This window comes from Streptomyces sp. NPDC014006, assembly GCF_043088925.1.
Taxonomy (GTDB): domain Bacteria; phylum Actinomycetota; class Actinomycetes; order Streptomycetales; family Streptomycetaceae; genus Streptomyces.
In genome coordinates, this window is record NZ_JBICAJ010000002.1 from 748,476 (window position 1) to 775,244 (window position 26,769).

The window sequence follows — 26,769 nt, forward strand, 5'->3', positions numbered from 1 at the left end:
ACCCGGGAGACGTACCCGGAACCCAGGAGGCGCCCGTGTTCACCACCCGGCCCACCCTGCAGGGCACCTTCGGCATGGTGTCCTCCACCCACTGGCTCGCCTCCCAGTCGGCCATGGCGGTCCTGGAGGACGGCGGCAACGCCTTCGACGCCGCCGTGGCCGGGGCGTTCGTGCTGCACGTGGTGGAGCCGCACCTGAACGGGCCGGCGGGCGAGGTGCCGATCCTGCTCGCCCCGGCCGGCGGCGAGGTGCGGGTGCTGTGCGGACAGGGCGTGGCCCCGGCGGGCGCGAGCGTCGCGCACTACCGCGGGCTCGGCCTGGACCTGGTGCCCGGCACCGGCCCGCTCGCCGCCGCCGTGCCGGGCGCCTTCGACGCGTGGATGCTGCTGCTGCGCGACCACGGCACCAAGTCCCTCGCCGACGTCCTGAAGTACGCCGTCGGGTACGCCGAACACGGGCACGCGCCCGTGGAGAACGTCGGCGCGACCGTGGAGACCGTACGGGAGCTGTTCGAGACCGAGTGGACGTCCTCGGCGGAGGTCTATCTGCCCGGCGGCCGCGCGCCCCGGCCCGGTGAACTGCTGCGCAACCCCGCGCTCGCGGCCACCTGGAGGCGGCTGCTGGCCGAGACCGCCGGGGCGGGGGACCGTCAGGAGCGGATCGAGGCCGCGCGGGAGGTGTGGCGCTGCGGCTTCATCGCCGAGGCGCTGGTACGGCAGGCCGGGCGGCCGACGCTGGACACCAGCGGTGAGCACCACACCGGCACCCTCACGCTCGCCGACCTCGCCGGCTGGTCCGCTGCCTACGAGGCGCCGGTGACGTACGACTGGAACGGCTGGACCCTGTGCAAGGCCGGCCCCTGGAGCCAGGGACCCGTCCTGCTCCAGCAACTCGCCCTGCTCCCGCCGGAGCTGCCGCCGCACGGCTCCGCCGACTACGTCCACCTGCTCGTCGAGGGCTGCAAGCTCGCGATGGCCGACCGCGAGGCCTGGTACGGCGACGCCGCCGGCGTGCCCGTCGACGAACTGCTGTCCGAGGACTACAACGCGGCCCGCCGGGCCCTGATCGGCGACACCGCCTCCACCGAGCTGCGGCCCGGCAGCCCCGGCGGCCGCACCCCGCGGCTCAGCGGGCACGCGCGCGTGGCCGCCACGGTCCGGCCGGGCTCCGATCCACTGGCCGCGCTCGGTGTCGGCGAGCCCACCGTCGCCGAGCCGGTCACCTCCCCGGTGCCGGGCGATCCGCTGGTGGACGCGGACGGCGCCACACGCGGCGACACCTGCCATCTCGACGTCGTCGACCGCTGGGGCAACATGGTCTCCGCCACACCCAGCGGAGGCTGGCTGCAGTCCAACCCCGTCGTGCCCGAGCTGGGCTTCCCGCTCGGCACCCGGCTGCAGATGACCTGGCTGGAGGAGGGGCTGCCGAACTCCCTGACGCCCGGCCGCCGCCCGCGCACCACCCTCACGCCGTCCCTCGCGCTGCGCGACGGCGTGCCCGTCCTCGCCTTCGGCACCCCCGGCGGCGACCAGCAGGACCAGTGGCAGCTGCACTTCTTCCTCGCCGCGGCCCTGCGCTCCCCGGTGCGCGGCGGACTCGACCTGCAGGGCGCCATCGACGCCCCGAACTGGCACAACGACAGCTTCCCCGGCTCCTTCTACCCCCGCGCCATGCGGCCGGGTGCCCTGACCGTCGAGTCCCGCACGGATCCCGGCGTCGTCGCCGAGCTGCGCCGCCGCGGCCATGACGTCACCGTCGGCCCGCCCTGGTCCGAGGGCCGGCTCTGCGCGGTCGCCCGCGACCCGCGCACCGGCGTGCTGTCGGCGGCGGCGAACCCGCGGGGGATGCAGGGGTACGCGGTGGGACGCTGAACCCCCGCGGCCTCGTGCAGGAGGTGCGGAGCCGCACGTTCATACCGATTCCACCCGATGTGCACGGGGCGAGTGAGGAATGTCAGTGCCACATGCTGTGATGGAGGCATGATCCAAGACACGGGAACCATCGAGGAGTTTCTCGCCCGCCGCTCGGCCGACGTGGAGGAGGCGGTCCGCGAGGCCGCCGCGGCCGAGATCATGCCCCGCTGGCGGCAGCTCGCCGACCACGAGGTGGACGTCAAGAGCGGGCCGCACGACCTGGTGACGGACGCCGACCGCAAGGCCGAGCTGTATCTCACCGAGAGCCTGCGCGCCCTGCTGCCCGGCTCCGTGGTGGTCGGCGAGGAGGCCGTCCACGCCAACCCGGCGACGTACGAGGCGATACGGGGCGAGGCGCCGGTGTGGATCGTCGACCCCGTCGACGGCACGAGGCAGTTCGTGCGCGGCGAGGACGGCTTCTGCACCCTGGTCGCGCTCGCGCACGGCGGCGTCGTGTGCGCCTCGTGGACGTTCGCGCCCGCCCGCGGCCAGTTCGCCACCGCGGTACGGGGCGGCGGCGCCCACCTCGACGGACAGCGGCTGTACGCCGGACCGCCGGTCCCCGGGAAGGACCTGCGGGTCGCCACCTCGCACCCCGACTACACCACCGACGAGCAGAAGCGCGCCCTGCTGGGCCTGTGGACGCCGGGAGTCGCGCCGCGCGCCTGCGGTTCGGCGGGCCTTGAGTATCTGGCCGTCGCGCGCGGCGAGTCCGACGGTGTGGCCTTTTCCTGGGAGGCGGCCTGGGACCACGCGGCGGGCCTGCTGCTGGTCGAGGAGGCGGGCGGCACCCACCTGACGATCACCGGAGAGCCGTTCCGCGTCACCGGCGGCAACGCCCTGCCCTTCACCGCGGCCCGCGACGCGGCCACGGCGCGCCGGATCCGGACCCTGCTGACGCAGACGGACGCAAGGGGAGGAGCGGTGCCGCAGCAGGGGGCGTAAGGGGGGAGAGCGGTGCTGTGGCAGGGGGCCGACCGGCAAGGCCCGCGGGGTGGGAGCCGACCGCGCCGCCGGGCCCGTCGGTGCCCCGGCATATCCTGATCCCCTCAGGCAGGCCATCGGCTGACGAAGGGGTCCGAAAGGTGCCGTCGATGCTCGATGCGGTCGTGGTGGGTGCGGGGCCGAACGGACTGACCGCAGCCGTGGAGCTGGCCCGCCGCGGCTTCTCCGTCGCCCTGTTCGAGGCCCGCGACACCGTCGGCGGCGGCTCGCGCACCGAGGAGCTGACGCTGCCCGGGTTCCGCCACGACCCGTGCGCCGCGGCGCACCCCCTCGCCGTCAACTCGCCCGCCTTCCGCGCCATGCCGCTGGATCGCTACGGGCTCGAGTGGCTGCATCCCGAGCTGCCCATGGCGCACCCCTTCCCGGACGGCAGCGCGGCCGTGCTCGCCCGCTCGGTCGCCGAGACCGCCGCGTCCTTCGGCCCGCGCGACGCCGGCGCCTACCGCCGGCTGGTGGAGCCGTTCCTGCACAGATGGGACACCCTCGCCCGGGACTTCATGTCCCTGCCGCTGACCTCGCTGCCCCGCGACCCGGTGACGCTCGCCCGTTTCGGCCTTGCCGGTCTGCCCCCGTCCACCTGGCTGACCCGCCGCTTCCGCGACGAGAAGGCCAAGACGCTGTTCGCCGGTCTCGTCGCGCACGTCATGGCCCCGCTCAGTGGCGTCGCCACCAGCGCCATCGGCCTGGTCTTCGCGCTCGCCGCACACGCCCGCGGGTGGCCCGTCGCCCGCGGCGGCTCCCAGTCGATCTCCGACGCGCTCGCCGCCTACCTGACGGACCTGGGCGGCGAGGTCCACACCGACTACGAGGTCAAGCGGCTCGACGACCTTCCCCCGGCCCGCGCCTACGTCTTCGACACCTCGCCCACCGCCCTGGCCCGCATCGCGGGCTTCGGCCGCTACTACGACGGCTTCCGCTACGGCCCCGCCGCCTTCAAGATCGACTACGCCCTGGACGGCCCGGTCCCATGGACCGCGCCGGAGGCCCGCACCGCCGGCACGGTCCAGATCGGGGCGAACAGCGCGGAGATCGGCGCGGCCCTGCGCGCTGCCTCCCGCGAAGGCCGCGCCCCCGAGCGACCGTTCCTGATCACCGTGCAGCCGAGCGTGGTCGACCCCACCCGCGCGCCCGAGGGCCGGCACGTCTTCTGGGCCTACGGCCATGTCCCGAACGGCTGGGCCGGCGACCTCACCGACGCGCTGGAACGCCAACTGGAGCGGTTCGCCCCCGGGTTCCGCGACCGCGTCCTCGCCCGCGCCACCGCCGGCCCGCCCGAACTGGCCGCCCGCAACGCCAACTACGTCGGCGGCGACATCGCCTCCGGCGCGGTGTCCGGACTCCAGACGCTGCTGCGCCCCAGACTGTCCCTGTTCCCGTACGCCACCCCGCATCCGGCGGTCTTCATCTGCTCGTCGGCCACCCCGCCGGGTCCGGGCGTGCACGGCATGTCGGGGCACAACGCGGCCAAGGCCGTGTGGAGGAGGCTGAGGCAGGAATGACCACGATCAGCCTGGTCCAGGGAGACATCACCCGGCAGAGCGCCGACGCCCTCGTCAACGCCGCCAACTCCTCCCTGCTGGGCGGCGGAGGTGTCGACGGCGCGATCCACCGCCGCGGCGGCCCGGCGATCCTCGAGGACTGCCGCAAGCTGCGCGCCTCCTCCTACGGCAAGGGCCTGCCCACCGGCCAGGCGGTCGCCACCACCGCGGGCGAGCTGGACGCCCGCTGGGTGATCCACACGGTCGGCCCGGTCCACAGCGGCAGCGAGGACCGCTCCGGCCTGCTCGCCTCCTGCTACCGGGAGTCCCTGCGCGTGGCCGACGAACTCGGCGCGAAGACCGTCGCCTTCCCGGCGATCTCCACCGGCGTCTACCGCTGGCCGATGGACGACGCGGCCCGCATCGCCGTGGAGACGGTCCGCGCCACCCCCACGGCGGTGGAAGAGGTCCGCTTCGTCCTCTTCGACGACCGCGCGTACGAGGCGTTCGCCCGGCAACTGGGCTGACGCGGCGGCGCGCCCGAAGGCCCCCGTCGTTGACGGTGCGTCAGAGGCGCGCGCTAGCCTGGCCGCGCCGCGCAGCCGGTGATCGTTCACCGGCCGCGCGGGTATGGAGCCGTTCTCTTTTCCGGAGGTCGAAGCGATGCGTTTTTCCGATGGTCCCGGCGTCGAATGTGAGATCGAGATAGCCGCCGCGCCGGAGCAGGTGTGGAAGGTCGTCACGGACATCACCACCTCGGCGAAGTACAGCCCGGAGCTGCAGGAGGTGGAGTGGCTCGACGGGGCGAGCGGGCCGGCCGTCGGCGCGCGCTTCTCCGGCCGCAACCGCAACGAGCGCATCGGGGAGTGGCGCACCGTCAGCCGCATCACGGCGCTCGAGGAGCCGCGCACCTTCACCTGGGAGGTCGTCCGGCACAGCAACCCGGACGAAGAGGCGCTCGCCCTGTGGGCGTACACCCTGGAGCCGGTCGCCGACGGGACGGCCACCCGGCTGCGGCACGGAATGCGCATCGGCCCCGGCCGCGGCCCGCTGCAGGACTTCGTGGAGAAGCACCCGGAGCGTGAGGAGCAGATCATCGAGGGCCGGCTCGCCCTGCTGCGCACCGGCATCGAGGCGACGCTCGCCGGCGTGAAGGCCGAGGTCGGGGCGTAGCCGTACCGCGCCGGGGCGCCGCCGGTTTTCGCGCGACCCGAGCCGGACGCGCCACGCCGCTGATCCTGATGGGCGAAGCCTGCCCATCAGGATCACACAAACTCCGACAGAATCATTGATAGGAATGTGTTCGGGTTCTAGGGTGACGGGGGCTCAGTAACCCCTCAGTCACCATGAGTTGCGTGTCGGTCGTCAGGAAGGCGCTGGTCATGCCGCACCCGAACGCGTCCCCGTCCGCCCGTCCCGAGCGCACGGTCGTCAGCCGCCGTCGTCTCCTGGAGTCCTCCGCCGCCGTGCTCGGCGCGCTCGCCCTGTCCGGCCCGTCCGCCACCGCGCACGCGGCAGGCCCGCGCGAGGCAGCGGACGACCGGCCGGAGTGGAACGGGCACATGAACCTGTTCCAGGTCGGCACCGAGCCACCGCACACCACGCTCATGCCGTACGCGAACCTCGCCCAGGCGCTGAAGGCGGACCGCACCGCCTCGCCGTACCGGCGCAGTCTCGACGGGACCTGGAAGTTCGCCTACGCAGACCGTCCCGACGACCGGGACGCCGACTTCCACCGCACCGACCTCGACGACCGGGACTGGGAGACCATCCCCGTCCCCTCCGTGTGGCAGCTGCACGGCCACGACTTCCCGATCTACGTCAACATCACCTACCCCTACTGGGGTCCCAACGGCCTCGGCGAGGAGGTGCAGCCGCCCGCCGCGCCGACCCGCTACAACCCCGTCGGCCAGTACCGGCGCACCTTCACCGTCCCCGAGGACTGGTCAGGCCGTCGCACCTTCCTGCACTTCGAGGGCGTGAAGTCCGCGCACTACGTGTGGATCAACGGGCAGCTCGTCGGCTACCACGAGGACTCCTACACGCCCGCCGAATACGACATCACCGACCATCTGAAGCCCGGCACCAACCAGATCGCCGTCGAGGTCTACCGCTACTCCGACGGCGACTGGCTGGAGGATCAGGACATGATCCGGCTGAGCGGCATCTTCCGCTCGGTCTACCTGTACTCCACGCCGAACGTGCACCTGCGCGACTTCAAGCTGGACACCCCGCTCGGCGACGGTTACCGGTCGGCGGAGCTGAAGGTGACCGCGAGCGTGCGCGACTACGCCGGTGGGGGCGGCGGCCGGTACACCGTGGAGACGATGCTGTACGACGCGGCCGGCCACCCCGTGTGGCCCCGGCCCCTGCAGCAGAGCGCCGACCTCGGCTCCGGCGGCGAGCTGACCGTACAGGTCGCCGGAGCCGTACCCGATCCGAAGCTGTGGTCGGCCGAGCGGCCGTATCTCTACACCGCCGTCCTGCTACTGCGCGATGCGGCCGGGAAGGTGACCGAGACGCTCTCGCACCGGGTGGGGCTGCGGGAGTTCGCGCTCAAGGACGGCCTGATGCGCATCAACGGGCAGCCGGTGTCCTTCCGCGGCACCAACCGCCACGAGATGCACCCCGACCGCGGCACCGCGCTCACCCGCGCCGACCTGGTGCGCGACATCGAGATCATCAAGCGGATGAACATCAACTCCGTCCGCACCTCCCACTACCCGAACAACCCGCAGTGGCTGGAACTCGCGGACGAGTACGGCCTCTACCTCGTCGACGAGACCAACCTCGAGACGCACGGCATCCGCGGCCAGTACCCCGGCAGCCACCCCGAGTGGACCGCCGCCTGCGTCGCCCGCGCGCAGAACATGGTGCACCGCGACAAGAACCACGCCTCGGTGGTCATCTGGTCCCTCGGCAACGAGGCCGGCGGCGGCAGCACGTTCTCCGCCATGCACGACTGGATCCGCTCCTACGACCCCACCCGCGTCATCCAGTACGAGGGCGACGACCGCCCCGGCGTCAGCGACATCCGCTCGGAGATGTACGACAGCCCCGCGCGCGTCGAGCAGCGGGCCGAGGACACCGCCGACACCCGGCCGTACGTGATGATCGAGTACGCCCACGCGATGGGGAACTCCAACGGCAACCTGAAGGAGTACTGGGATCTCATCCGCCGCCATGACGTCCTGCAGGGCGGCTGGATCTGGGACTTCGTCGACCAGTCGCTGAGCTGGCCGACCCCCGCGCGCACGCTCCTCACCGAGACCGGGCCGGGCCGGCTGCGCGGAGAGATCCTCGCTCCCGCCGGTTCCTTCGACCGCGCCAGAGGCCTGAGCGGCGCCACCGTCTTCGCTCGCGACGACCGTCTCGACCTCACCGGTTCGCTCACATTGGAGGCGTGGATCACCCCGCGCGTCACCGGCTACCACCAGCCGATCCTCGCCAAAGGCGACACCCAGTACGCCCTCAAACAGACCGACGGGAACCTGGAGTTCTTCATCCACAGCGCCGGCCAGTGGATCACCGCGAGCTGGGCGCTGCCCGCGGACTGGACCGGCCGCGAACACCATGTCGCCGGCGTCTTCGACGCGGACGCGGGCACGGTGACGCTGTACGTCGACGGCGCGGCGAAGGCCACGCGGACGACCACCCTGCGGCCCACCGGCACCACGGCACCGCTCTCCCTCGCCACCGACGTGGACAACATGACCCGCGAGTTCAGCGGCACGATCCGGCGGGCGCGGGTCTACGCCCGTGCACTGGGCGCCGGCGAGCTGGCCGCCGAGGGACGCGGGCCGGGGGACGCGGCGGTGCGGTTCTGGTTCGACGCGGCCACCGTGGAACACGCCGAGGCCGAGCCGGAGGACAAGACCTTCTTCGCGTACGGCGGCGACTGGGGCGACAACCCCAACGACGGCGCCTTCGTCGCCGACGGCATCGTCACCGCCGACCGCGGCCACACCGGCAAGGCCGCCGAGGTCAAGCGGATCTACCAGGCGATCAACGCCGCCCCGGCCGGTGGCGACCCGCGCCGGGTGACGCTCACCAACGAGTATCTGTTCACCAACGTCCGTGAATTCGACGGAAGTTGGTCCCTGCTCGCCGACGGAGTCGTGGTGCAGAAGGGGAAGCTGAGCCGCGACCAGCTGGACCTGGCTCCCCTCGCGCACAAGGACGTCACCGTGCCGCTGACCCTGCCGGCGAGCCCCGCGCCCGGCACGGAGTACTTCCTCCGGCTGTCCTTCACCACCAAGGAGGCCACGCCCTGGGCGAAGGCCGGCTTCGAGGTGGCCCGGCAGCAGATCCCCCTCGACGCCGGCAGCCCCGCGGTGACCCCGGTCCCGCTGAGCACCGTCCCGGCGCTGCGGTACACCGACGCGGCGGAGTCCGTCACCGTCACCGGCGACGACCTCACCGTCGTCGTCGACAAGCGCACTGGCCTGATCACCTCCTACGAGGCCGCCGGAATGCGCCTGCTCACCTCCGGGCCGGTGCCCAACCACTGGCGCGCACCCACCGACAACGACCGCGGCAACGGCCAGCACACGCGCAACCAGACCTGGCGCGACGCGGGCGCCCGCCGTGCCGTGACCGGTGTGACCGTGCGGCCCCTGCGCGACCGCGCCGTCGAGATCAAGGTGGCCGGCACCCTGCCCACGACGGTGGCGTCGGCCTACTCCACCACCTACACCGTGTTCGGCAACGGCGAGATCCGCGTCGACCACACCCTGCATCCGGGCGCCGCGAGCCTGCCGTACATCCCGGAGGTCGGCACGATGCTGTTCCTGCCGGAGCGGCTGGAGCACCTGCACTACTACGGGCGCGGCCCCGAGGACAACTACTGGGACCGCAAGGACGGCACCGACGTCGGTCTGTACTCCGGCACCGTCTCCGAGCAGTGGACCTCGTACATCCGCCCCCAGGAGAACGGCAACAAGACCGATGTGCGCTGGGCCGCCCTCACGGACGGCGCCGGCCGCGGCCTGCTGGTGGCCGGAGAGCCGCTGATCGAGGTCAACGCGTCCCACTTCACCCCGGAGGACCTGTCCCTCGGCGTCCGCCACGACTACCAGCTCACCCCCCGCAAGGAGGTCGTCCTGCGGGTCAACCACCGTCAGATGGGCGTCGGCGGAGACAACAGCTGGGGCGCCCACACCCACGACGCGTACAAACTCTTCGCCGACCGCGGCTACACGTACACCTACCGCCTGCGCCCCCTCACGGACGTGAACCTGGCGACGGCACTGTCGCGGCGGCCGACCGCAGCCGGCTGACCCGGGCGGCCTCCATGGTGAAGGCCTTGTCCGTCACATCGTGGCAAGGAGCAAGATCACACCCTCGGTCCGGGAGAGATGTGTGATCGGCGTGGCGGGGAGGCTGCGGGGGAGAAAGAATCCGTGGGTCAGCACTTCACGGCACACCCGAAAAGGAAGTCCTCATGGTCGAGCAGGACGAGCGCTTCGACGTCGTGGTCCTCGGCGCGGGCCCCGGCGGCTACGTCGCCGCGATCCGCGCCGCCCAGCTGGGCAAGCGCGTCGCCGTCGTCGAGGAGAAGTACTGGGGCGGCGTCTGCCTGAACGTCGGCTGCATCCCCACCAAGGCGCTGCTGCGCAACGCCGAGCTCGCGCACATCGTCACCCGTGAGGCGAAGACCTTCGGCATCAAGTCGGACAGCCCCATCTCCTTCGACTACGGCGAGGCCTTCCGCCGCAGCCGCCGCGTCGCCGACGGCCGGGTCAAGGGCGTCCACTACCTGATGAAGAAGAACAAGATCACGGAGTTCGACGGCCGGGGCACCTTCCTCGACGCGAACACCCTCCAGGTCGCCGACTACGACGGCAACACGCGCACGATCGGCTTCGACAACTGCATCATCGCCACCGGCGCCACGCCCAAGCTGCTGCCCGGCACCAAGCGCACCGCGCGCGTGGTGACCTACGAGGAGCAGATCCTCGCCGAGGACCTCCCGCAGTCGATCGTCATCGCGGGCGCCGGCGCGATCGGCATCGAGTTCGCCTACGTGCTGCACAACTACGGCGTGAAGGTCACCATCGTCGAGTTCCTGGACCGCGTCGCCCCGCTGGAGGACGCCGAGGTCTCCGCCGAGCTGGCCAAGCAGTACCGCAAGCTCGGCATCGACGTGCTCACCTCCACCCGCGTGGACGCCATCGACGAGTCCGGCCCCCAGGTCCGCGTCACCGTCACCGCCAAGGACGGCTCCCAGCAGGTGCTGGAGGCCGACAAGGTGCTCCAGGCCATCGGCTTCGCACCGAACGTCGAGGGCTACGGCCTGGAGAACACCGGCGTCAAGGTCACCGACCGCGGCGCGATCGACGTCGACGGCCGCTGCCGCACCTCCGTGCCGCACATCTACGCCATCGGCGACGTCACAGCCAAGCTGATGCTGGCGCACGCCGCCGAGGCCATGGGCGTGGTCGCCGCCGAGACCATCGCGGACGCGGAGACCATGGAGCTGGAGTACGCGATGATCCCACGCGCCACCTACTGCCAGCCGCAGATCGCCAGCTTCGGCTACACCGAGGCCCAGGCCCGCGACCTCGGCTACGACGTGAAGGTGGCCAAGTTCCCCTTCACCGCCAACGGCAAGGCGCACGGCCTCGGCGACTCCACCGGCTTCGTCAAGCTGATCAGCGACGCCAAGTACGGCGAGCTGATCGGCGGCCACCTCATCGGCCCCGACGTCACCGAGCTGCTGCCCGAGCTGACCCTGGCCCAGCAGTGGGACCTCACCGTCCACGAGGTCGCCCGCAACGTCCACGCCCACCCGACGCTGGGCGAGGCGGTCAAGGAGGCCGTCCACGGACTCGCCGGTCACATGATCAACTTCTAGCGCGCGTCCGGCCGGCTTCCGGCACGCCGCACCGGTGCTCGCCCCACCCGGGCGAGCACCGGCCCCAGCGCCAGCAGCACCGCCAGCGCGGCGTACCCGTACGTCAGGGTCGCCGCCGACGCCACCCCCGCGACCAGCAACGGCCCGCCCGCGTCGCCCAGTTCCCGCCCCAGCTCCGCCGCCCCCATGGTCTGCCCCAGCCGCTCCTTCGGCGCCCCCGCGGCCAGCGCGGCGAACCCCAGCGGTGTGATCAGCCCGGTGCCGACCCCGATCAACGCGGCGGCGAGCAGCACCCCCGTGAGCCCCGGCAGCATCGCGCACCCCGCCCCGGCCGCCGCCAGCAGCAGCCCCGCGCCCAGCCCGGCCCCCGTGCGCAGCCGCCCGGCGTCCAGTGCCCGCCCGGCCCGCGGCTGCACGACGGCCGCGCACGCCGCAAGCACCGACACCGCCGCGCCCGTCGCCACCGGCCCGAGCCCGGCCGCCCGCCCGGACACCGGCAGGAAACCCACCCCGACCGACAGCGCGGCCGTCGCCCCCGCCAGCGCCGCCGTCGGCACCAGGAACACCGGATCGGCCAGCCGCCTCGCCAGATCCAGCACCGTCTGCCGCTCCTTGGGCAGCAGCGGTACGACCGGCACGGCCACCCACGCCCACAGCGCGACCCCGGCGCCGAGCACCGCGAGCACCCCGAACAGCAGCCGCAGCCCCCCGGCCCAGACCAGCAGCCCGCCCAGCAGCGGGCCCAGCGTGTAGCCGACGGACTTGAAGAAGCCGTAGCTGCCGAAGGCACGCCCCTGCCCCACCGCCGGGTTCAGCCGGGACACCAGCGCCGACGCCGACGGCGAGAAGGCGGAGGCCGCCGCGCCCTGACCGAGCCGCGCCGCCCACAGCCAGCCGGGGCGGTCCACGACGACGTACAGCGCGGACGCGGCCGCGAACGCGAGCAGCCCGCCCAGCAGCACCGGGCGCGCCCCGACCCGGTCGGCCAGCGTGCCGAACAGCGGCTTGAGCAGCACCTCCGCGCCGTCGTACAGCGCGAGCAGCCCGCCGAGGACCAGCAGGGAGGTGACGGCGTCCACGTCGGCCGCGCCGAGGTTGGCCGCGATGCCGTGCGCGCCGAAGGCGGTGGTGAAGCCGGCCGCGTACAGCGGCCACATCGCCCGGCGCGGCGCCGGCTCACCCGGCGGCGTCACCGCTGCCCGACCGGGTGTGCTCCGCGTGCCGGCCGGCGGGTGGGGACGACGCCGTGGGCCATGGCCGTATCGTAACGACGCCGCGGCATCCGGTTGACTCGCCCGGCAGCGATCGGTCCCGGCGCAGCCCACGCCGCGTCGATGTCGGATTCCCGCCAGCCCTGACCTCGTGCGTGGCCGATGCTGGAGGCATGCAGAACGGGATGCACACCGACCGGGAACGGTGCGTGCGCGCCGTCCAGTCCAAGGACGCGCGCTTCGACGGCTGGTTCTTCACCGCCGTCCTGACCACCGGCATCTACTGCCGGCCCAGCTGCCCGGCCGTGCCGCCGAAACCCGAGAACATGACCTTCCACCCGAGCGCGGCCGCCTGCCAGCAGGCCGGGTTCCGCGCCTGCAAGCGCTGCCGCCCCGACACCAGCCCCGGCTCACCCGAGTGGAACCAGCGCGCCGACCTCACCGCCCGCGCCATGCGGCTGATCGCCGACGGCGTCGTGGACCGCGAGGGCGTGCCCGGCCTCTCCGCCCGCCTCGGCTACAGCACCCGCCAGGTCGAACGCCAACTCCTCGCCGAACTGGGCGCGGGACCCCTCGCCCTGGCCCGCGCCCAGCGCGCCCAGACCGCGCGCCTGCTCATCGAGACGACACAGCTGCCGATGGCGGACGTCGCCTTCGCCGCCGGCTTCTCCTCCATCCGCACCTTCAACGACACCGTCCGCGAGGTCTTCGCCCTCGCCCCGAGCGACCTGCGCGCCCATGCGCCGAAGAGCGCCGCGCCGGCCGCCCCCGGCACCCTGTCGCTGCGCCTGCCGTTCCGGGCCCCGCTGAACCCCGACAACCTCTTCGGGCACCTCGCCGCGACCGCCGTACCCGGCGTGGAGGAGTGGCGGGGCGGCTCCTACCGGCGCACGCTGCGGCTGCCGTACGGGCACGGCATCGCCGCCCTCACCCCGCGCCCTGACCACATCGCCTGCCGCCTCACCCTCACCGACCTGCGCGACCTCACCGTCGCCATCAGCCGCTGCCGCCGTCTGCTCGACCTGGACGCCGACCCGGTCGCCGTCGACGACGCGCTGCGCACCGATCCGCTGCTCGCGCCCCTGGTCGACAAGGCACCCGGGCGGCGCGTGCCGCGCACGGTCGACGAGGCGGAGTTCGCCGTGCGGGCCGTGCTCGGGCAGCAGGTGTCCACCGCGGCCGCCCGCACCCACGCCGCCCGGCTCACCACGGCGCACGGCGAGCCGGTCACGGACCCGGAGGGCGGCCTGACCCACCTCTTCCCGTGCCCGCAGGCCCTCGCGGCGGTGGACCCCGAGACCCTGGCGATGCCCCGCACCCGCCGCACCACGCTCACCACCCTGGTCCGTCACCTGGCCGACGGCTCCCTCCATCTGGGCGTCGAGAGCGACTGGGCCGAGGCCCGCGCCCGCCTGCTGGACCTGCCCGGCTTCGGCCCCTGGACCGTCGACGTCATCGCCATGCGCGCCCTCGGCGACCCCGACGCCTTCCTCCCCACCGACCTCGGCATCCGGCGCGCGGCCGCCGAGCTGGGCCTGCCCGCCACTCCGGCCGCCCTCACCGCCCGTGCGACGGCCTGGCGCCCGTGGCGGGCGTACGCCGTGCAGTACCTGTGGGCGACCGACGACCACCCCATCAACTTCCTGCCCGTGTGAGGACGTTCATGAAGCAGCACACCGTCATCGACAGCCCGTGCGGCCCGCTCACCCTCGTCGCCGAGGACGGCGTCCTGTGCGGGCTGTACATGACCGCACAGCGCCACCGCCCGCCCGAGGAGACCTTCGGCGACCGCGACCCGACCCCGTTCGCCGAGGCGAAGGAGCAGCTCAAGGCGTACTTCGCGGGCCAGTTGAGGGAGTTCACCCTCGAACTGCGCCTGCACGGCACGCCGTTCCAGCGCAGTGTGTGGGAACAGCTGCGCGCCATCCCCTACGGCGAGCGGCGCACCTACGGCGAGCTGGCCGCCGCCCTCGGTGCCCCGAGTGCCTCCCGCGCGGTCGGCCTCGCCAACGGCAAGAACCCGATCGGCATCATCGTCCCCTGCCACCGTGTCGTCGGCGCGGACGGCGGCCTCACCGGCTACGGCGGCGGCCTGCCCCGCAAGCGCCAACTGCTGGACTTCGAAGGCGGTGCGGCGCTGTTCTGACCGCCGTGCGCATGTGCTGTGCAGATTCACCGCAGACCCCCCTGGACCGGCCGGCGCCCCTCCGCATGCGTGTTTGGATCTTTCGGCAGCCAGTACGAAAGGGAACAGTCATGAACTCCGTTTACCAGGTCGAGACCGCCGAGATCTCCGAGGCCGAACTCGACAACGTCGCCGGTGGTCTCGCCGTGCACGCCGGTGGGGGCCTCGGTGCCGGGCTCGCCGTCGGCGCCGCCGGCACCGGCGAGGCGTGCCTGCAGGCCCAGGTCTGCGTCGAGATCGCGCTCTGACCGACGGCTGACGCCCGTGACCTTCGACTGCTCCGAAACCGGTGCGGTCGAAGGCCGCGGGCGTCACCCGTTCTCGCCGCCGCCGATCCGGCGGAGCAGCGCGGGCAGGGCCGTACCGATGGGCTCGCGGATCACCTCGTCCGCCAGCTCGTCGTACGGCGTCGGCTCGGCGTTGACGATGATCAGCCGCGCCCCGTGGTCGGCGGCGACACCCGCGAGCCCGGCCGCCGGCTGCACCTGGAGAGAGGTGCCGACGGCGATGAACACCTGACACGCCTTGCTGATCGCGGCCGCCTCACCGAGCACCATCGGGTCGAGCCGCTCGCCGAACATGACGGTCGCCGACTTCAGGATGCCGCCGCAGTCCCGGCAGGAGGGGTCCTCCTCACCGGCGTCGAGCCGGGCGAGCGCGTCCTGCATCGAACTACGCGCATGACATGCGGTGCACACCACGCTGCGGGCGCTGCCGTGCAGTTCGAGCACCTTGCGGGCGGGCATCCCGGCCAGCTGGTGCAGCCCGTCCACGTTCTGCGTGATCACCCGCACCGGCACCCCGGCCCGCTCCAGCTCCGCGACGGCCCGGTGCGCGGCGTTGGGCCGCGCCTGGAGCGCGCCGTTCTCGCGCCGCATCCGCCAGGAGCGCCGCCGGATCTCCGGATCCGCCATGTAGTACGAGTACGTCACGAGCTTCTCGGCGTCCGGATCGCGCCGCCACAGCCCCTGGGGGCCGCGGTAGTCGGGGATGCCCGAGTCGGTTGAGATGCCCGCGCCACTGAGAATCGCTACGAGGGGCCTGGTCATGGGCCGAGACTATGACGCCCGCCGGTTCAGGAGCGAGCGAGTATCCGCGCGGCGTCCGAGCGGATAAGGCCCGGACCGGGGGCGGCGATAACCAGTCGTCCGGGAGCGGGTGGCCGCGTTAGCTTGGCCCGATGTCCGAGCTGACGACCGACCGGCTTCTGCTGCGCCACTGGCGCACGTCCGACCTCGCCCCGTGGGCGGCCATGAACGCCGACGCCGAGGTCCGCGCCTACTTCCCCGACGTCCTCACTCCCGAGCGGAGCGACGCGTCCGTGGCGCGTTTCCAGGCCGACCTCGACCGGCGGGGCTGGGGCTGGTGGGCCCTCGAGGTGCGGGCCACCGGCGCGTTCATCGGATTCACCGGGCTGGACCCGGTGGAGGAGGACATGCCGTTCACGGGCGTGGAGGCCGGGTGGCGGCTGGCCCGCCCGGCGTGGGGGCACGGCTACGCCACCGAGGCCGCCCGCGCGGTGCTGGACTTCGGCTTCGCGCGTCTCGGGCTCCCGGAGATCCTCGCGGTGACCGCGGCCGCCAACGTCCGCTCGCAGGCCGTCATGCGCCGGCTCGGCATGACCCACGACCCGGCAGACGACTTCGACGACCCGGGCGTGCCCGACGGCCCACTGCGCCGGAGCGTCGTGTACCGCCTCCCCGCCCCCTCGGCGCACCGCTGAGGATGCTCGCCGGAACACATTCTCCGCGCGGACGCCCGGTGTTAGGGTCCGCGCATGGCCAAGGTCACCGTTTCGCTCGACGCCGAACTCGTCGTCGAGGTCATGGTCCTCGCGGGCGTGGGCAGCCCCCAGGACGCCGTCGAGCTGGTCGTGCGTGACTACGTCGAGCGCGGCCACCGCACCGAGGCCCGCACCGCGACCCGGGACGAGGCGCTGCGCGAGGTGGACGTCAAGCCCCGGCACACCGACGGCTGAGCACGCCGCCGCTCACCCGACCCGGTGGCCGTTCTCCAGTTCCGCCGTGCCCGAGCCCTCCGCCAGGACGTCGAGGGCGACCAGGACACGGCGGCCCAGGGCGTCGAGGAGATGGTCGGCCAGCTCCTCGCGCGGCACCAGCCGCCAGGACAGCAGCTCCTCCTCCTGCAGGCGGATCGCCTTGAGGTCGTCCTCGGCCAGCACACCGCCGTCGTACAGATAGGCCACCAGCGGCGGGCGGCCCGGGCCGTGCACCCAGTCCACGGCGAGCAGCCGGCCCAGCGGCCGGTCCAGACCGATCTCCTCCAGCGTCTCGCGCCGCGCACCCTGCCGCGGCGTCTCACCGTCGTCGGACTCGATCGTCCCGCCCGGCAGCGCCCACCCCTCGCGGTAGTTGGGCTCCACCAGCAGCACCCGGCCCTCGGCGTCCCGGAACAGCGCGGCGGCCCCGGCCAGCACGCGCGGGAGGGAGGCGATGTACGTCGCGAAGTCAGCTGTGGTCATCCAGGAAGGGTAACCAGCCTTCGCGCGCGTCAGACCTCCGTTCCGGCCAGCCGCAACGTCCGCTCGGCCAGCTCGCTGATCCGCACCCCGTCGAAGCCGAACACCGCACTGCGCACGGTGTCCTCCAGGGGCTCCTTCCACTGCGCCGGGATCGCCGCGGCACCCGCCAGCACCCCGGCCACCGACCCCGCCGTCGCCCCGTTGGAGTCGGTGTCCAGACCCCCGCGCACGGTGAGCGCGATGGTGCGGGAGAAGTCCCCGTCGCCGTAGAGCAGGCCCGCGGTGAGCACCGCGGCGTTGGGCACGGTGTGGATCCAGCCCAGCCCGGCGGTCTCCTCCTCGACCGTGGCCAGGGTGTCCTCCCAGGGCAGCCGCGTCTCGTGCAGGGACATCACCCGGCGCACGGTCCGGGCCAGCCGGCTGCTCGCCGGTACGACCGCCAGCGCGCTCTCCAGCGCCTCCCGCACGCCCGGCGCGCCGAACGCGGCGGAGATCAGCGCGGCCGCGAACATCGCCCCGTAGACGCCGTTGCCGGTGTGCGACAGCACCGCGTCCCGGCGGGCCAGCAGGGCCGCGCGGCGCGGGGCGCCGGGACAGGTCCAGCCGAAGACGTCGGCGCGGATCAGCGCACCGATCCACTCCTGGTAGGGGTTGTCGAAGGTGGCCGTCAGCGGCGGCTTGAGCCCGTTGGCGAGATTGCGGTACGCCGCGCGCTCCGCCGTGAACGTCTGAAGATACGGCAGCCGCAGCAGCCACAGGTCGCCGACCTGCTCGGTGCTGAAGGCGAAGCCGTACGTCTCCAGCAGGTGCAGACCGAGGATCGCGTAGTCGATGTCGTCGTCCCGGCAGCTGCCGTGGATGCGGCCGCGCACGCAGTCGCGCCACTCGGGGCGCAGCGGCGGATCGTGCTCACCGCCGTCCGCGGGCTCGGGCAGGTAGTCGGTCAGCGGGAGCGCGGCGGCCTGCCGCAGATAGCGGTCGATGCGGTCCCGGGTCCACACCTCGCCCTGCTCCACCGGCTTGCCGAGCATGTTGCCGGCGATCCGGCCCAGCCAGCCTCCGAGGATGCGGTCGGCCAGTTCCGGTCTCGTGTCCACAGCGGTCATGGGGGAGGGGTACCCGCTCGCGGCCGGGTCTGCGCAGGCAGCGGGCGTTCCAGGGAGCGGGCGGGGCATGACGCCGGGGGTGTCCTCCGGTTATGGTCGCAGCGGCGCGACTGGCCCCGACGTGCGTCGGGCCCGGAGAGCAAGGGGATAGCAAGGTGGCGGACGCTGCTGTGGAGGGCACCCGGCGGGTGCTCGTTGCCGCGGACAAGTTCAAGGGCTCGCTGACGGCGGTGGAGGTCGCCCAGCGGGTGACGGCCGGGCTGCGGCGGGTCGTACCCGGCGTGGAGGTCGAGACCCTCCCCGTCGCGGACGGCGGTGACGGCACGGTCGCGGCCGCCGTCGCGGCCGGTTTCGAGCGCCGGGAGGTCCGGGTCACCGGCCCGCTCGGCGAGCCGGTCACGGCTGCCTTCGCCCTGCGCGACGGCACCGCGGTGGTGGAGATGGCCGAGGCCTCGGGCCTGCAGCTGCTCCCGGCGGGCGTCTTCGCCCCCCTGACCGCCACCACCTACGGCTCCGGCGAGGTGCTGAAGGCCGCGCTCGACGCGGGCGCCCGCACCATCGTCTTCGGCGTGGGCGGCAGCGCCACCACCGACGGCGGCGCCGGCATGCTGGCCGCGCTGGGCGCGGTCTTCCTGGACGCCGACGGCGAGCCCGTCGGTCCGGGCGGCGGCGCGCTGGCGGACCTCGCCTCGGCCGACCTGTCGGGCGTGGACCCCCGCTTCGCCGACGTGGAATTCGTCCTCGCCAGTGACGTGGACAACCCGCTCACCGGTCCCAAGGGCTGCGCGGCTGTGTACGGACCGCAGAAGGGCGCCTCCGAGGAGGACGTGGCGACCCTCGACGCGGCCCTCGCCCACTACGCGCAGGTCCTTGAGAAGGCGATCGGCCCCAAGGCCGCCGAACTCGCCGCGTCCCCGGGCGCCGGCGGCGCGGGCGGCATCGGCTACGGCGCCCTGCTGCTCGGCGCGAGCTTCCGCCCCGGCATCGAGCTGATGCTGGACGTGCTCGGCTTCGCCCCGGCCCTGGAGCGGGCCACGCTGGTGATCACCGGCGAGGGCTCCCTGGACGAGCAGACCCTGCACGGCAAGGCCCCGGCGGGCGTCGCCGCGGCGGCGCGGGCGGCGGACAAGGAGGTCGTCGCGGTCTGCGGCCGCCTCGCCCTCCCGCACGAGGCCCTGGGCCGCGCCGGCATCCGCCGCGCGTACCCCCTGACGGAGATCGAGCCGGACGTCGCGAAGTGCATCGCGGACGCGGGCCCGATCCTGGAGCGGGTGGCGGAACAGATCGCGAAGGACTACCTGAGCTGAGCCTTGTGCCGCGGGCCCCGCAGTCGGTGACCGCGGCCCCGGGGCACCGGACCCCGAGTCGGCGACTGCGGGCCCGGAGCACGCGTCTACCGGCGGTGACTGTGGGCCCGGAGGCCTCGTCTTCCGGCGGTGGCTGTGGGCCCGGAGCCGTCCTTCGGCGGTGGCTGTGGGCCCGGAGCCTCGTCTTCCGGCGGTGGCTGTGGGCCCGGAGCCGGCGCCCTCCGGCGGCGGCTGTGGGTCCGGAGCCCGTGCCCTCCGGCGGCGACCCCGGGACGCGTCCTCACCGACGCCGTCCCCGGGGTCGCCGTTTTCTCGGCGCCGCCCCGGCCGCCGGACGCTGTCCGGGCGCCGTCCTGCCGCCCTTCCCGGGCGCCGTGCTCGGGGGCCGCCCGGGTTCACTGTCGGCGTGCGCCGTCCCGGGTGCCGTCCCGGGGTGCCGGGCGCTGCCCCGGGGTGCCGTGGCTCCGGGTGACGCCCGGCGGTCGCTGCCGGCGGGGGCTGCACAGGGGCCGTACCGTGCTTGCGCCGGCTCCGGGCCCGGCTCCTGCGCAGCGGCCTCCGCAGCCCGCTCGCCGAACTCAGCACGGCGCCGCGCCACGGGCGCCGTCCCGGGCCGTGGCGCGCCGCACCCGGCCAGGGCCCTTTCACCGGTGCCGACCCGTCCGACCCTCCATGGCGCCTTCCAGCCGACCGAGAGGGGTGGGCGGGAAACGCCCACGGGGGTCTGGGGCGGATCCCCCAGGACAGCGACCCCCGCACCGGCCACGCACACGGCAAAGGGCCCCGAACCCAAACGGTCCGGGGCCCTTCAAGAACGCTGTTACGGAAGCTGCGCGGCACGCGCCTCGCGCCGATTGCCGCGGAAGTTGTTCACCCGCCGCGCCGTGGCGAAGAGCGGGATCACCGCCCCCGTCACCAGCTGCAGCGCGCACCCGCTCTGCAGCAGCAGCTGCCCGCTCGGTGCGCCGAAGGCCCACGCGGCCAGCAGGCCCATGCTGAGCACGATCCAGGAGAGCATCGCCACCGCGAGACGCCCGCGCGGCTTGGGGTACTCCACGCGGCTCACCATCAGCCACGCCGTACCGATGATCGCCAGCAGCGTCGCCGCGAACGGCAGCTCCAGCAGCACGATCGCCACGACCGTGAGCGCCCCGAAGGGGCTCGGCATGCCCTGGAACATGCCGTCCTTCATCGTCACGCACGAGAAGCGCGCCAGCCGCAGCACGACCGCCAGCAGAACGACGATCGCGCCGACCGCGGCCACTCTCTGGTGGGCGTCGTCGGCGACCATGCCGTAGACCAGGACGAAGTACGCCGGGGCCAGGCCGAAGCTGATCAGGTCGGACAGGTTGTCCAGTTCCGCGCCCATGGGGGAGGAGCGCAGCTTGCGCGCCACCAGGCCGTCGAACAGGTCGAAGACCGCCGCGCAGAGCATCAGGATGACCGCCGTGGCCGCGCTGTGGCGGGCCATGCCGGACTCCTGGCTGCCGGTCAGGTGCGGGATCAGGATGCCGGTGGTGGTGAAGTACACCGCCATGAAGCCGCACGTGGCGTTACCGAGGGTGAGGGTGTCGGCTATTGAGAGGCGGAGGGAGAGAGGCATCTCCTCCTCGTCCTCCTCGGCCGCCTCGGGCACCCAGCCCGACTGAGTCTGCGGATCAATCACGGTCAATGCGAGTCACCCCAGCCACGGTCTTCTGACCGACCTCGACCGCGACCTCCACACCCTCCGGCAGGTAGAGGTCGACACGCGAGCCGAAGCGGATCAGCCCGATCCGGTCGCCCTGCTCGACCTTCGTCCCCTGCGGGATGTACGGCACGATGCGACGGGCCACCGCGCCGGCGATCTGGATCATCTCGATGTCGCCGAGTTCGGTGTCGAAATGCCAGACTACGCGCTCGTTGTTCTCGCTCTCCTTGTTGAAAGCCGGAACAAAGCCCCCGGGGATGTGCTCGACCGACGTCACGGTGCCGGCCAGCGGGGCGCGGTTCACGTGGACGTTGAGCGGGCTCATGAAGATCGCGACGCGGGTCCGCCCGTCCTTCCACGGCATGATGCTCTGCACCACGCCGTCGGCCGGGGAGATGACCCGGCCCTGGGCGATCTCGCGCTCGGGGTCGCGGAAGAACCACAGCATCCCCGCCGCGAGCGCGGTGGCGGGAACGGCGACGGCCCTGGCGGCGCCGGAGCGGCGCGCCCGGGCGAGGCTGAGGGCTGCGGTGGCGACGGTCGGGAGAAGCCACGGCGATGCTCCGCGCGCGAGGCGTACGCCGGCTCGGCTGTCGCGAGGTGCAGAGGTTTGGCTGTGGGGCATGGATGACCTTCGTAGCGGATGATGCCGCGCTTCAGGAGGGGGACGGCGGCTTTCCGCGATCGTAGCGGTTCACGGGCACAACTGGGTAAGGCAGGAAGCCGAGTCGGCGTCCGAAGAGTGCCTACGGGGTGTGATCTTCCTCCCGGAGATAACACCCCGTACCCGGACAATCAGCCCTGGAACCGATACTCTTCGAGCAGTCTGCGCCCGATGATCATTTTCTGGATCTCGGCGGTACCTTCACCGATGAGCAGCATCGGGGCCTCACGGTAGAGGCGCTCGATCTCGTACTCCTTGGAGAAGCCGTAGCCGCCGTGGATCCGGAAGGCATCCTCCACGACCTCCTTGCAGTACTCGGAGGCGAGGTACTTCGCCATCCCTGCCTCGAGGTCGTTTCGTTCACCGGAGTCCTTTTTGCGCGCTGCGTTCACCATCATCGCATGCGCGGCCTCCACCTTGGTGGCCATCTCGGCGAGCTTGAACTGGATCGCCTGGTGCTGGGCGATCGGCTTGCCGAACGTGTGGCGCTGCTGGGCGTACTGCACACCCAGCTCGAAGGCGCGCTGGGCGACACCGCAGCCACGCGCCGCGACGTTGACGCGGCCGACCTCGACGCCGTCCATCATTTGGTAAAAACCTCGGCCGGTGACCCCGCCGAGCACCCGGTCGGCCGGAATGCGCAGGCCGTCCATGATCAGCTCGGTGGTGTCGACACCCTTGTAGCCCATCTTGTCGATCTTGCCCGGGATGGTCAGGCCGGGGCGGACCTCACCGAAGCCGGGCTCCTTCTCGACGAGGAACGTGGTCATCGACTTGTGCGGGGCCGTGCCCTCGGGGTGTCCTTCGTCACTGCGGACGAGGACGGCCACGAGCGAGGAGGTGCCGCCGTTGGTCAGCCACATCTTCTGGCCGTTCAGGACGTACTCGTCGCCGTCCTTCACCGCCTTCGAGGTGATGGCCGACACGTCGGAGCCCAGGGCCGGCTCCGACATCGAGAAGGCGCCGCGGATGTCACCGGCCGCCATCCTCGGCAGGAAGTGCTCCTTCTGCTCCTGCGTGCCGTGCTGCTTGAGCATGTACGCCACGATGAAGTGCGTGTTGATGATGCCGGAGACACTCATCCAGCCGCGGGCGATCTCCTCCACGCACAGGGCGTAGGTGAGCAGCGACTCGCCCAGACCCCCGTACTCCTCGGGGATCATCAGACCGAAGAGACCGAGCTCCTTGAGCCCGTCGACGATCTGCTGCGGGTACTCGTCGCGGTGCTCCAGCTCCGTCGCGACAGGAATGATCTCCTTGTCGACAAAATCCCGGACGGTGGAGAGGATCTCCTGCTGGACGTCGGTCAGACCGGCGGTCTGGGCGAGACGGGCCATGGCTTACTTCTCCTGCTCCTTGAGCTCGGGGCGGCCGGGCTGCTCGCCGCCGCGCTCCTTGATGTACGTCTCGGTCGGCACCATGACCTTGCGGCGGAAGACGCACACCAGGGTGCCGTCCTGCTTGTAGCCCTTGGTCTCCACGTAGACGATGCCGCGGTCGTTCTTCGACTTCGACGGCCACTTGTCCAGCACGGTCGTCTGGCCGTAGATCGTGTCGCCGTGGAAGGTCGGCGCCACGTGCTTGAGCGACTCGATCTCCAGGTTGGCGATCGCCTTGCCGGAGATGTCCGGCACGCTCATGCCGAGCAGCAGGGAGTAGATGTAGTTGCCGACGACGACGTTCTTGCCGAAGTCCGTCGTCTTCTCCGCATAGTTGGTGTCCATGTGGAGCGGGTGGTGGTTCATGGTGAGGAGACAGAACAGGTGGTCGTCGTACTCCGTGACCGTCTTGCCCGGCCAGTGCTTGTACGTCGCCCCGACCTCGAACTCCTCGTAGGTGCGCCCGAACTGCATGCTCACGCCTCCGGAATCTCGAACTTGCTGGTGCGCTGCATGCCGGCGGCGCGCCCCTTGCCGGAGATCACGAGCGCCATCTTGCGGCTGGCCTCGTCGATCATCTCGTCGCCGAGCATCGCGGAGCCCTTCTTGCCGCCCGCCTCGGACGTGTAGTAGTCGTACGCGTCCAGGATCAGCTCGGCGTGGTCGTAGTCCTCCTGCGAGGGCGAGAAGATCTCGTTGGACGCCTCGACCTGGCCCGGGTGCAGCACCCACTTGCCGTCGAAACCGAGGGCGGCGGCGCGCTGGGCGACCGCGCGGTAGCCGTCGATGTTGCGGATCTGCAGGTAGGGGCCGTCGATCGCCTGGAGGTTGTTGGCGCGGGCGGCCATCAGGATCTTCATCAGGATGTAGTGGTAGGCGTCCGCCGGGTAGCCGGGCGGCTGCTCGCCCACGACGAGCGACTTCATGTTGATCGACGCCATGAAGTCGGCCGGGCCGAAGATGATCGTCTCGACGCGCGGGGAGGCCTGCGCGATCGCGTTGACGTTGTTCAGGCCCTGCGCGTTCTCGATCTGCGCCTCGATGCCGATCTTGCCGACCTCGAAGCCCATCGTCTTCTCGATCTGCGTCAGCAGCAGGTCGAGGGCGACGATCTGCTCGGCGCTCTGCACCTTCGGCAGCATGATGCAGTCGAGGTTCTGGCCGGCGCCCTCGACCACCGTCACGACGTCCCGGTAGGTCCACTCGGTCGTCCAGTCGTTGACGCGCACGACCCTGGTCTTGCCGGTCCAGTCACCCTCGTTGAGGAACTTGACGATGGTGTGCCGCGCCTCGGGCTTGGCGAGCGGCGCGCACGCGTCCTCCAGGTCGAGGAAGACCTGGTCGGCGGGGAGGCCCTGGGCCTTCTCCAGGAAGCGCGGGTTCGAGCCCGGCACCGCCAGGCAGGAACGCCGGGGGCGAAGGCGGTTGACCGTGGTCATGCGGGGACCTCCAGGGGGTCGAGCTTGTTCGCTGTCCGGATCTCGTCGACGATGCGGCCGATGATCCCGGTGATGTCGAAGTCCTTCGGGGTGAAGACGGCGGCCACGCCGGCGGCCTTGAGCTGCGCGGCGTCCCCGCTGGGGATGATGCCACCCGCGATCACGGGTATATCTGTGGCACCGGCCACACGCAGCCGGTCCAGCACGTCCGGCACCAGTTGCGCGTGCGAGCCGGACAGGATGGACAGACCCACCGCGTGCACGTCCTCGGCCAGGGCCGCGTCCACGATCTGCTCGGGCGTCAGGCGGATGCCCTGGTAGACCACCTCGAACCCGGCGTCACGGGCGCGCACGGCGATCTGCTCGGCGCCGTTGGAGTGCCCGTCCAGGCCCGGCTTGCCGACCAGGAAGCGCAGCTTGCCGACGCCGAGGTCCTTCGCCGTCAGGTCGACCTTGCGGCGCACCTCGGACATGGCCGAGCCCTCTTCGGCGGGGACCGCCACCGGCGCCGACGACACACCCGTCGGAGCCCGGAACTCGCCGAACACCTCGCGCAGCGCCCCGGCCCACTCACCGGTCGTCACGCCGGCGCGGGCGCACTCCAGGGTGGCCTCCATGAGGTTGTCGCTGCCGCGCGCCGCCTCCTTCAGCTTCTCCAGCGCCTTGCACGGGCGCGGGTGGTTGAAGGGCGGCTGGTAGCGCGTGTCCCGCCAGTGCTGCAGCGAGGCGATGACCTGGGCCTCGACCGCCGGGTCGACCGTCTGGATCGCCGTGTCGAGATCGGCGGTGAGCGGGTTGGGCTCGGTCGACTCGAAGATGTTGACGCCGACGATCTTCTCCTGCCCGGACTCGATCCGGGCCCGGCGCTCGGCGTGCGAGGCGACCAGCTGCGACTTCAGGTAGCCGGACTCCACGGCGGCCATCGCGCCGCCCATCTCCTGGATCCGCTCGATCTCCGCGAGGGAGGCCTCGACCAGTTCGTCGACCTTCGCCTCGATCACCTTCGAGCCCTCGAAGATGTCGTCGTACTCCAGCAGGTCGCTCTCGTAGGCCAGGACCTGCTGGATGCGCAGGCTCCACTGCTGGTCCCAGGGCCGGGGCAGGCCGAGGGCCTCGTTCCAGGCGGGCAGCTGCACGGCACGTGCGCGTGCGTCCTTGGAGAGGGTGACGGCCAGCATCTCCAGCACGATCCGCTGGACGTTGTTCTCCGGCTGCGCCTCGGTCAGACCGAGCGAGTTGACCTGGACGCCGTAGCGGAAGCGGCGCTGCTTGGGGTTCTCGATGCCGTACCGCTCGCGGGTGATCTTGTCCCAGATGCGGCCGAAGGCGCGCATCTTGCACATCTCCTCGACGAAGCGGACGCCCGCGTTGACGAAGAAGGAGATCCGGGCGACCACATCGCCCATGCGCTCCTGCGGCACCTGGCCGGAGTCGCGCACGGCGTCGAGCACGGCGATCGCGGTGGACATCGCGTACGCGATCTCCTGCACCGGCGTGGCCCCGGCCTCCTGCAGGTGGTAGCTGCAGATGTTGATCGGGTTCCACTTCGGGATGTGGGAGACCGTGTACGCGATCATGTCCGTCGTCAGCCGGAGCGACGGACCCGGCGGGAAGACGTGCGTCCCGCGGGACAGGTACTCCTTGACGATGTCGTTCTGGGTCGTGCCCTGGAGCTTGGTGATGTCCGCGCCCTGCTCCTCGGCGACGACCTGGTAGAGCGCCAGCAGCCACATGGCGGTGGCGTTGATCGTCATCGAGGTGTTCATCTGCTCCAGGGGGATGTCCTGGAACAGCCGGCGCATGTCACCGAGGTGCGCGACGGGCACGCCCACCCGGCCGACCTCGCCGCGGGCGAGGATGTGGTCGGAGTCGTAGCCGGTCTGCGTCGGCAGGTCGAACGCCACCGACAGGCCCGTCTGGCCCTTGGCGAGGTTGCGCCGGTACAGCTCGTTGGACGCCTCGGCCGTGGAGTGACCGGCGTACGTGCGCATGAGCCACGGCCGGTCCTTCTCCCGCCTGCCTTCGGCGGGCTGACGCTCAGTCATCTGGGCCCT

At 72.2% G+C, this 26,769-nt stretch carries 23 protein-coding genes; 13 read left to right on the forward strand and 10 right to left on the reverse strand.

What is annotated here, in order from left to right; all coding sequences use genetic code 11:
* The first annotated feature begins 35 nt into the window (after nt 1-35).
* The 7 genes from ACF1GV_RS09865 (at nt 36) to lpdA (ending at nt 11,252) form a co-directional block, all read left to right on the forward strand.
* Complete coding sequence (locus tag ACF1GV_RS09865; RefSeq protein WP_391679324.1) at nt 36-1,871, forward strand: gamma-glutamyltransferase family protein; 1,836 nt, start codon at nt 36-38, stop codon at nt 1,869-1,871.
* A gap of 108 nt (nt 1,872-1,979) precedes the next feature.
* The gene (locus ACF1GV_RS09870; protein ID WP_391679322.1) at nt 1,980-2,858 is read left to right on the forward strand and encodes an inositol monophosphatase family protein; all 879 of its coding nucleotides are present in this window, start codon (nt 1,980-1,982) and stop codon (nt 2,856-2,858) included.
* A gap of 149 nt (nt 2,859-3,007) precedes the next feature.
* Nucleotides 3,008-4,417, forward strand: coding sequence for a phytoene desaturase family protein (locus ACF1GV_RS09875; RefSeq protein WP_391679319.1), 1,410 nt, complete (start codon nt 3,008-3,010; stop codon nt 4,415-4,417).
* Nucleotides 4,414-4,923, forward strand: a complete 510-nt coding sequence (locus ACF1GV_RS09880) for an O-acetyl-ADP-ribose deacetylase (RefSeq protein WP_391679317.1) — start codon at nt 4,414-4,416, stop codon at nt 4,921-4,923. Before ACF1GV_RS09875 ends, ACF1GV_RS09880 begins: the two co-directional genes overlap by 4 nt.
* 136 nt (nt 4,924-5,059) lie before the next feature.
* Entirely contained in the window at nt 5,060-5,569 is a 510-nt protein-coding gene (locus tag ACF1GV_RS09885) for an SRPBCC family protein (protein ID WP_391679313.1), read from the forward strand.
* Nucleotides 5,570-5,778: 209 nt separating this feature from the next.
* Nucleotides 5,779-9,675, forward strand: coding sequence for a glycoside hydrolase family 2 TIM barrel-domain containing protein (locus ACF1GV_RS09890; RefSeq protein WP_391679640.1), 3,897 nt, complete (start codon nt 5,779-5,781; stop codon nt 9,673-9,675).
* A 164-nt stretch (nt 9,676-9,839) separates the two neighbouring features.
* Nucleotides 9,840-11,252, forward strand: coding sequence for a dihydrolipoyl dehydrogenase (lpdA, locus tag ACF1GV_RS09895; RefSeq protein WP_391679310.1), 1,413 nt, complete (start codon nt 9,840-9,842; stop codon nt 11,250-11,252).
* Here lpdA and ACF1GV_RS09900 read toward each other — a convergent pair.
* Nucleotides 11,249-12,409: an MFS transporter gene (locus ACF1GV_RS09900; protein WP_391679638.1), complete on the reverse strand. Its 1,161-nt coding sequence runs from the start codon at nt 12,407-12,409 to the stop codon at nt 11,249-11,251. The two genes, lpdA and ACF1GV_RS09900, sit on opposite strands and share 4 nt — an antisense overlap.
* Nucleotides 12,410-12,636: 227 nt before the next feature.
* Here ACF1GV_RS09900 and ACF1GV_RS09905 point away from each other — a divergent pair, with 227 nt between their 5' ends.
* From ACF1GV_RS09905 to ACF1GV_RS09915, 3 genes are all read left to right on the forward strand, one after another.
* Nucleotides 12,637-14,118 (forward strand): DNA-3-methyladenine glycosylase 2 family protein, encoded by a 1,482-nt coding sequence (locus ACF1GV_RS09905; RefSeq protein ID WP_391679308.1) that lies wholly within the window; start codon nt 12,637-12,639, stop codon nt 14,116-14,118.
* 8 nt (nt 14,119-14,126) lie between these two features.
* Complete coding sequence (locus ACF1GV_RS09910; RefSeq protein WP_391679306.1) at nt 14,127-14,609, forward strand: methylated-DNA--[protein]-cysteine S-methyltransferase; 483 nt, start codon at nt 14,127-14,129, stop codon at nt 14,607-14,609.
* 110 nt (nt 14,610-14,719) lie between these two features.
* Complete coding sequence (locus ACF1GV_RS09915) at nt 14,720-14,896, forward strand: hypothetical protein (RefSeq protein WP_391679303.1); 177 nt, start codon at nt 14,720-14,722, stop codon at nt 14,894-14,896.
* A 63-nt stretch (nt 14,897-14,959) separates the two neighbouring features.
* Here ACF1GV_RS09915 and ACF1GV_RS09920 read toward each other — a convergent pair whose 3' ends face one another.
* Nucleotides 14,960-15,697: an NAD-dependent deacetylase gene (locus ACF1GV_RS09920; RefSeq protein ID WP_391679300.1), complete on the reverse strand. Its 738-nt coding sequence runs from the start codon at nt 15,695-15,697 to the stop codon at nt 14,960-14,962.
* Nucleotides 15,698-15,828: 131 nt separating this feature from the next.
* Here ACF1GV_RS09920 and ACF1GV_RS09925 point away from each other — a divergent pair, with 131 nt between their 5' ends.
* Nucleotides 15,829-16,371 (forward strand): GNAT family N-acetyltransferase, encoded by a 543-nt coding sequence (locus ACF1GV_RS09925; RefSeq protein WP_391679297.1) that lies wholly within the window; start codon nt 15,829-15,831, stop codon nt 16,369-16,371.
* 54 nt (nt 16,372-16,425) lie between these two features.
* A complete protein-coding gene (locus tag ACF1GV_RS09930; RefSeq protein ID WP_391679294.1) occupies nt 16,426-16,626 on the forward strand; it encodes a type II toxin-antitoxin system VapB family antitoxin in 201 nt (66 codons plus the stop codon).
* Between the two features lie 12 nt (nt 16,627-16,638).
* Here ACF1GV_RS09930 and ACF1GV_RS09935 read toward each other — a convergent pair whose 3' ends face one another.
* Both ACF1GV_RS09935 and ACF1GV_RS09940 read right to left on the reverse strand, forming a co-directional pair.
* On the reverse strand, nt 16,639-17,130 hold the full coding sequence (locus tag ACF1GV_RS09935; protein ID WP_391679292.1) for an NUDIX domain-containing protein: 492 nt from the start codon (nt 17,128-17,130) through the stop codon (nt 16,639-16,641).
* A 29-nt stretch (nt 17,131-17,159) separates the two neighbouring features.
* Entirely contained in the window at nt 17,160-18,236 is a 1,077-nt protein-coding gene (locus tag ACF1GV_RS09940) for an ADP-ribosylglycohydrolase family protein (RefSeq protein WP_391679290.1), read from the reverse strand.
* Between the two features lie 155 nt (nt 18,237-18,391).
* Here ACF1GV_RS09940 and ACF1GV_RS09945 point away from each other — a divergent pair, with 155 nt between their 5' ends.
* A complete protein-coding gene (locus tag ACF1GV_RS09945) occupies nt 18,392-19,543 on the forward strand; it encodes a glycerate kinase (RefSeq protein WP_391679289.1) in 1,152 nt (383 codons plus the stop codon).
* An 820-nt stretch (nt 19,544-20,363) separates the two neighbouring features.
* Here ACF1GV_RS09945 and pssA read toward each other — a convergent pair.
* The 6 genes from pssA to ACF1GV_RS09975 all read right to left on the reverse strand — a co-directional run bounded on the left by pssA (nt 20,364) and on the right by ACF1GV_RS09975 (nt 26,760).
* A complete protein-coding gene (gene pssA, locus ACF1GV_RS09950) occupies nt 20,364-21,179 on the reverse strand; it encodes a CDP-diacylglycerol--serine O-phosphatidyltransferase (RefSeq protein WP_391679635.1) in 816 nt (271 codons plus the stop codon).
* Nucleotides 21,180-21,201: 22 nt separating this feature from the next.
* A complete protein-coding gene (locus ACF1GV_RS09955) occupies nt 21,202-21,858 on the reverse strand; it encodes a phosphatidylserine decarboxylase (protein ID WP_103783614.1) in 657 nt (218 codons plus the stop codon).
* A gap of 170 nt (nt 21,859-22,028) precedes the next feature.
* On the reverse strand, nt 22,029-23,234 hold the full coding sequence (locus tag ACF1GV_RS09960; protein ID WP_363261958.1) for an acyl-CoA dehydrogenase family protein: 1,206 nt from the start codon (nt 23,232-23,234) through the stop codon (nt 22,029-22,031).
* A 3-nt stretch (nt 23,235-23,237) separates the two neighbouring features.
* Nucleotides 23,238-23,750 (reverse strand): MaoC family dehydratase, encoded by a 513-nt coding sequence (locus tag ACF1GV_RS09965; RefSeq protein WP_030948303.1) that lies wholly within the window; start codon nt 23,748-23,750, stop codon nt 23,238-23,240.
* Between the two features lie 2 nt (nt 23,751-23,752).
* Entirely contained in the window at nt 23,753-24,715 is a 963-nt protein-coding gene (locus ACF1GV_RS09970; protein WP_391679287.1) for an HpcH/HpaI aldolase/citrate lyase family protein, read from the reverse strand.
* Complete coding sequence (locus tag ACF1GV_RS09975; protein ID WP_391679284.1) at nt 24,712-26,760, reverse strand: protein meaA; 2,049 nt, start codon at nt 26,758-26,760, stop codon at nt 24,712-24,714. The genes ACF1GV_RS09970 and ACF1GV_RS09975 overlap by 4 nt, the downstream gene beginning before the upstream one ends.
* Nucleotides 26,761-26,769 lie beyond the last annotated feature (9 nt).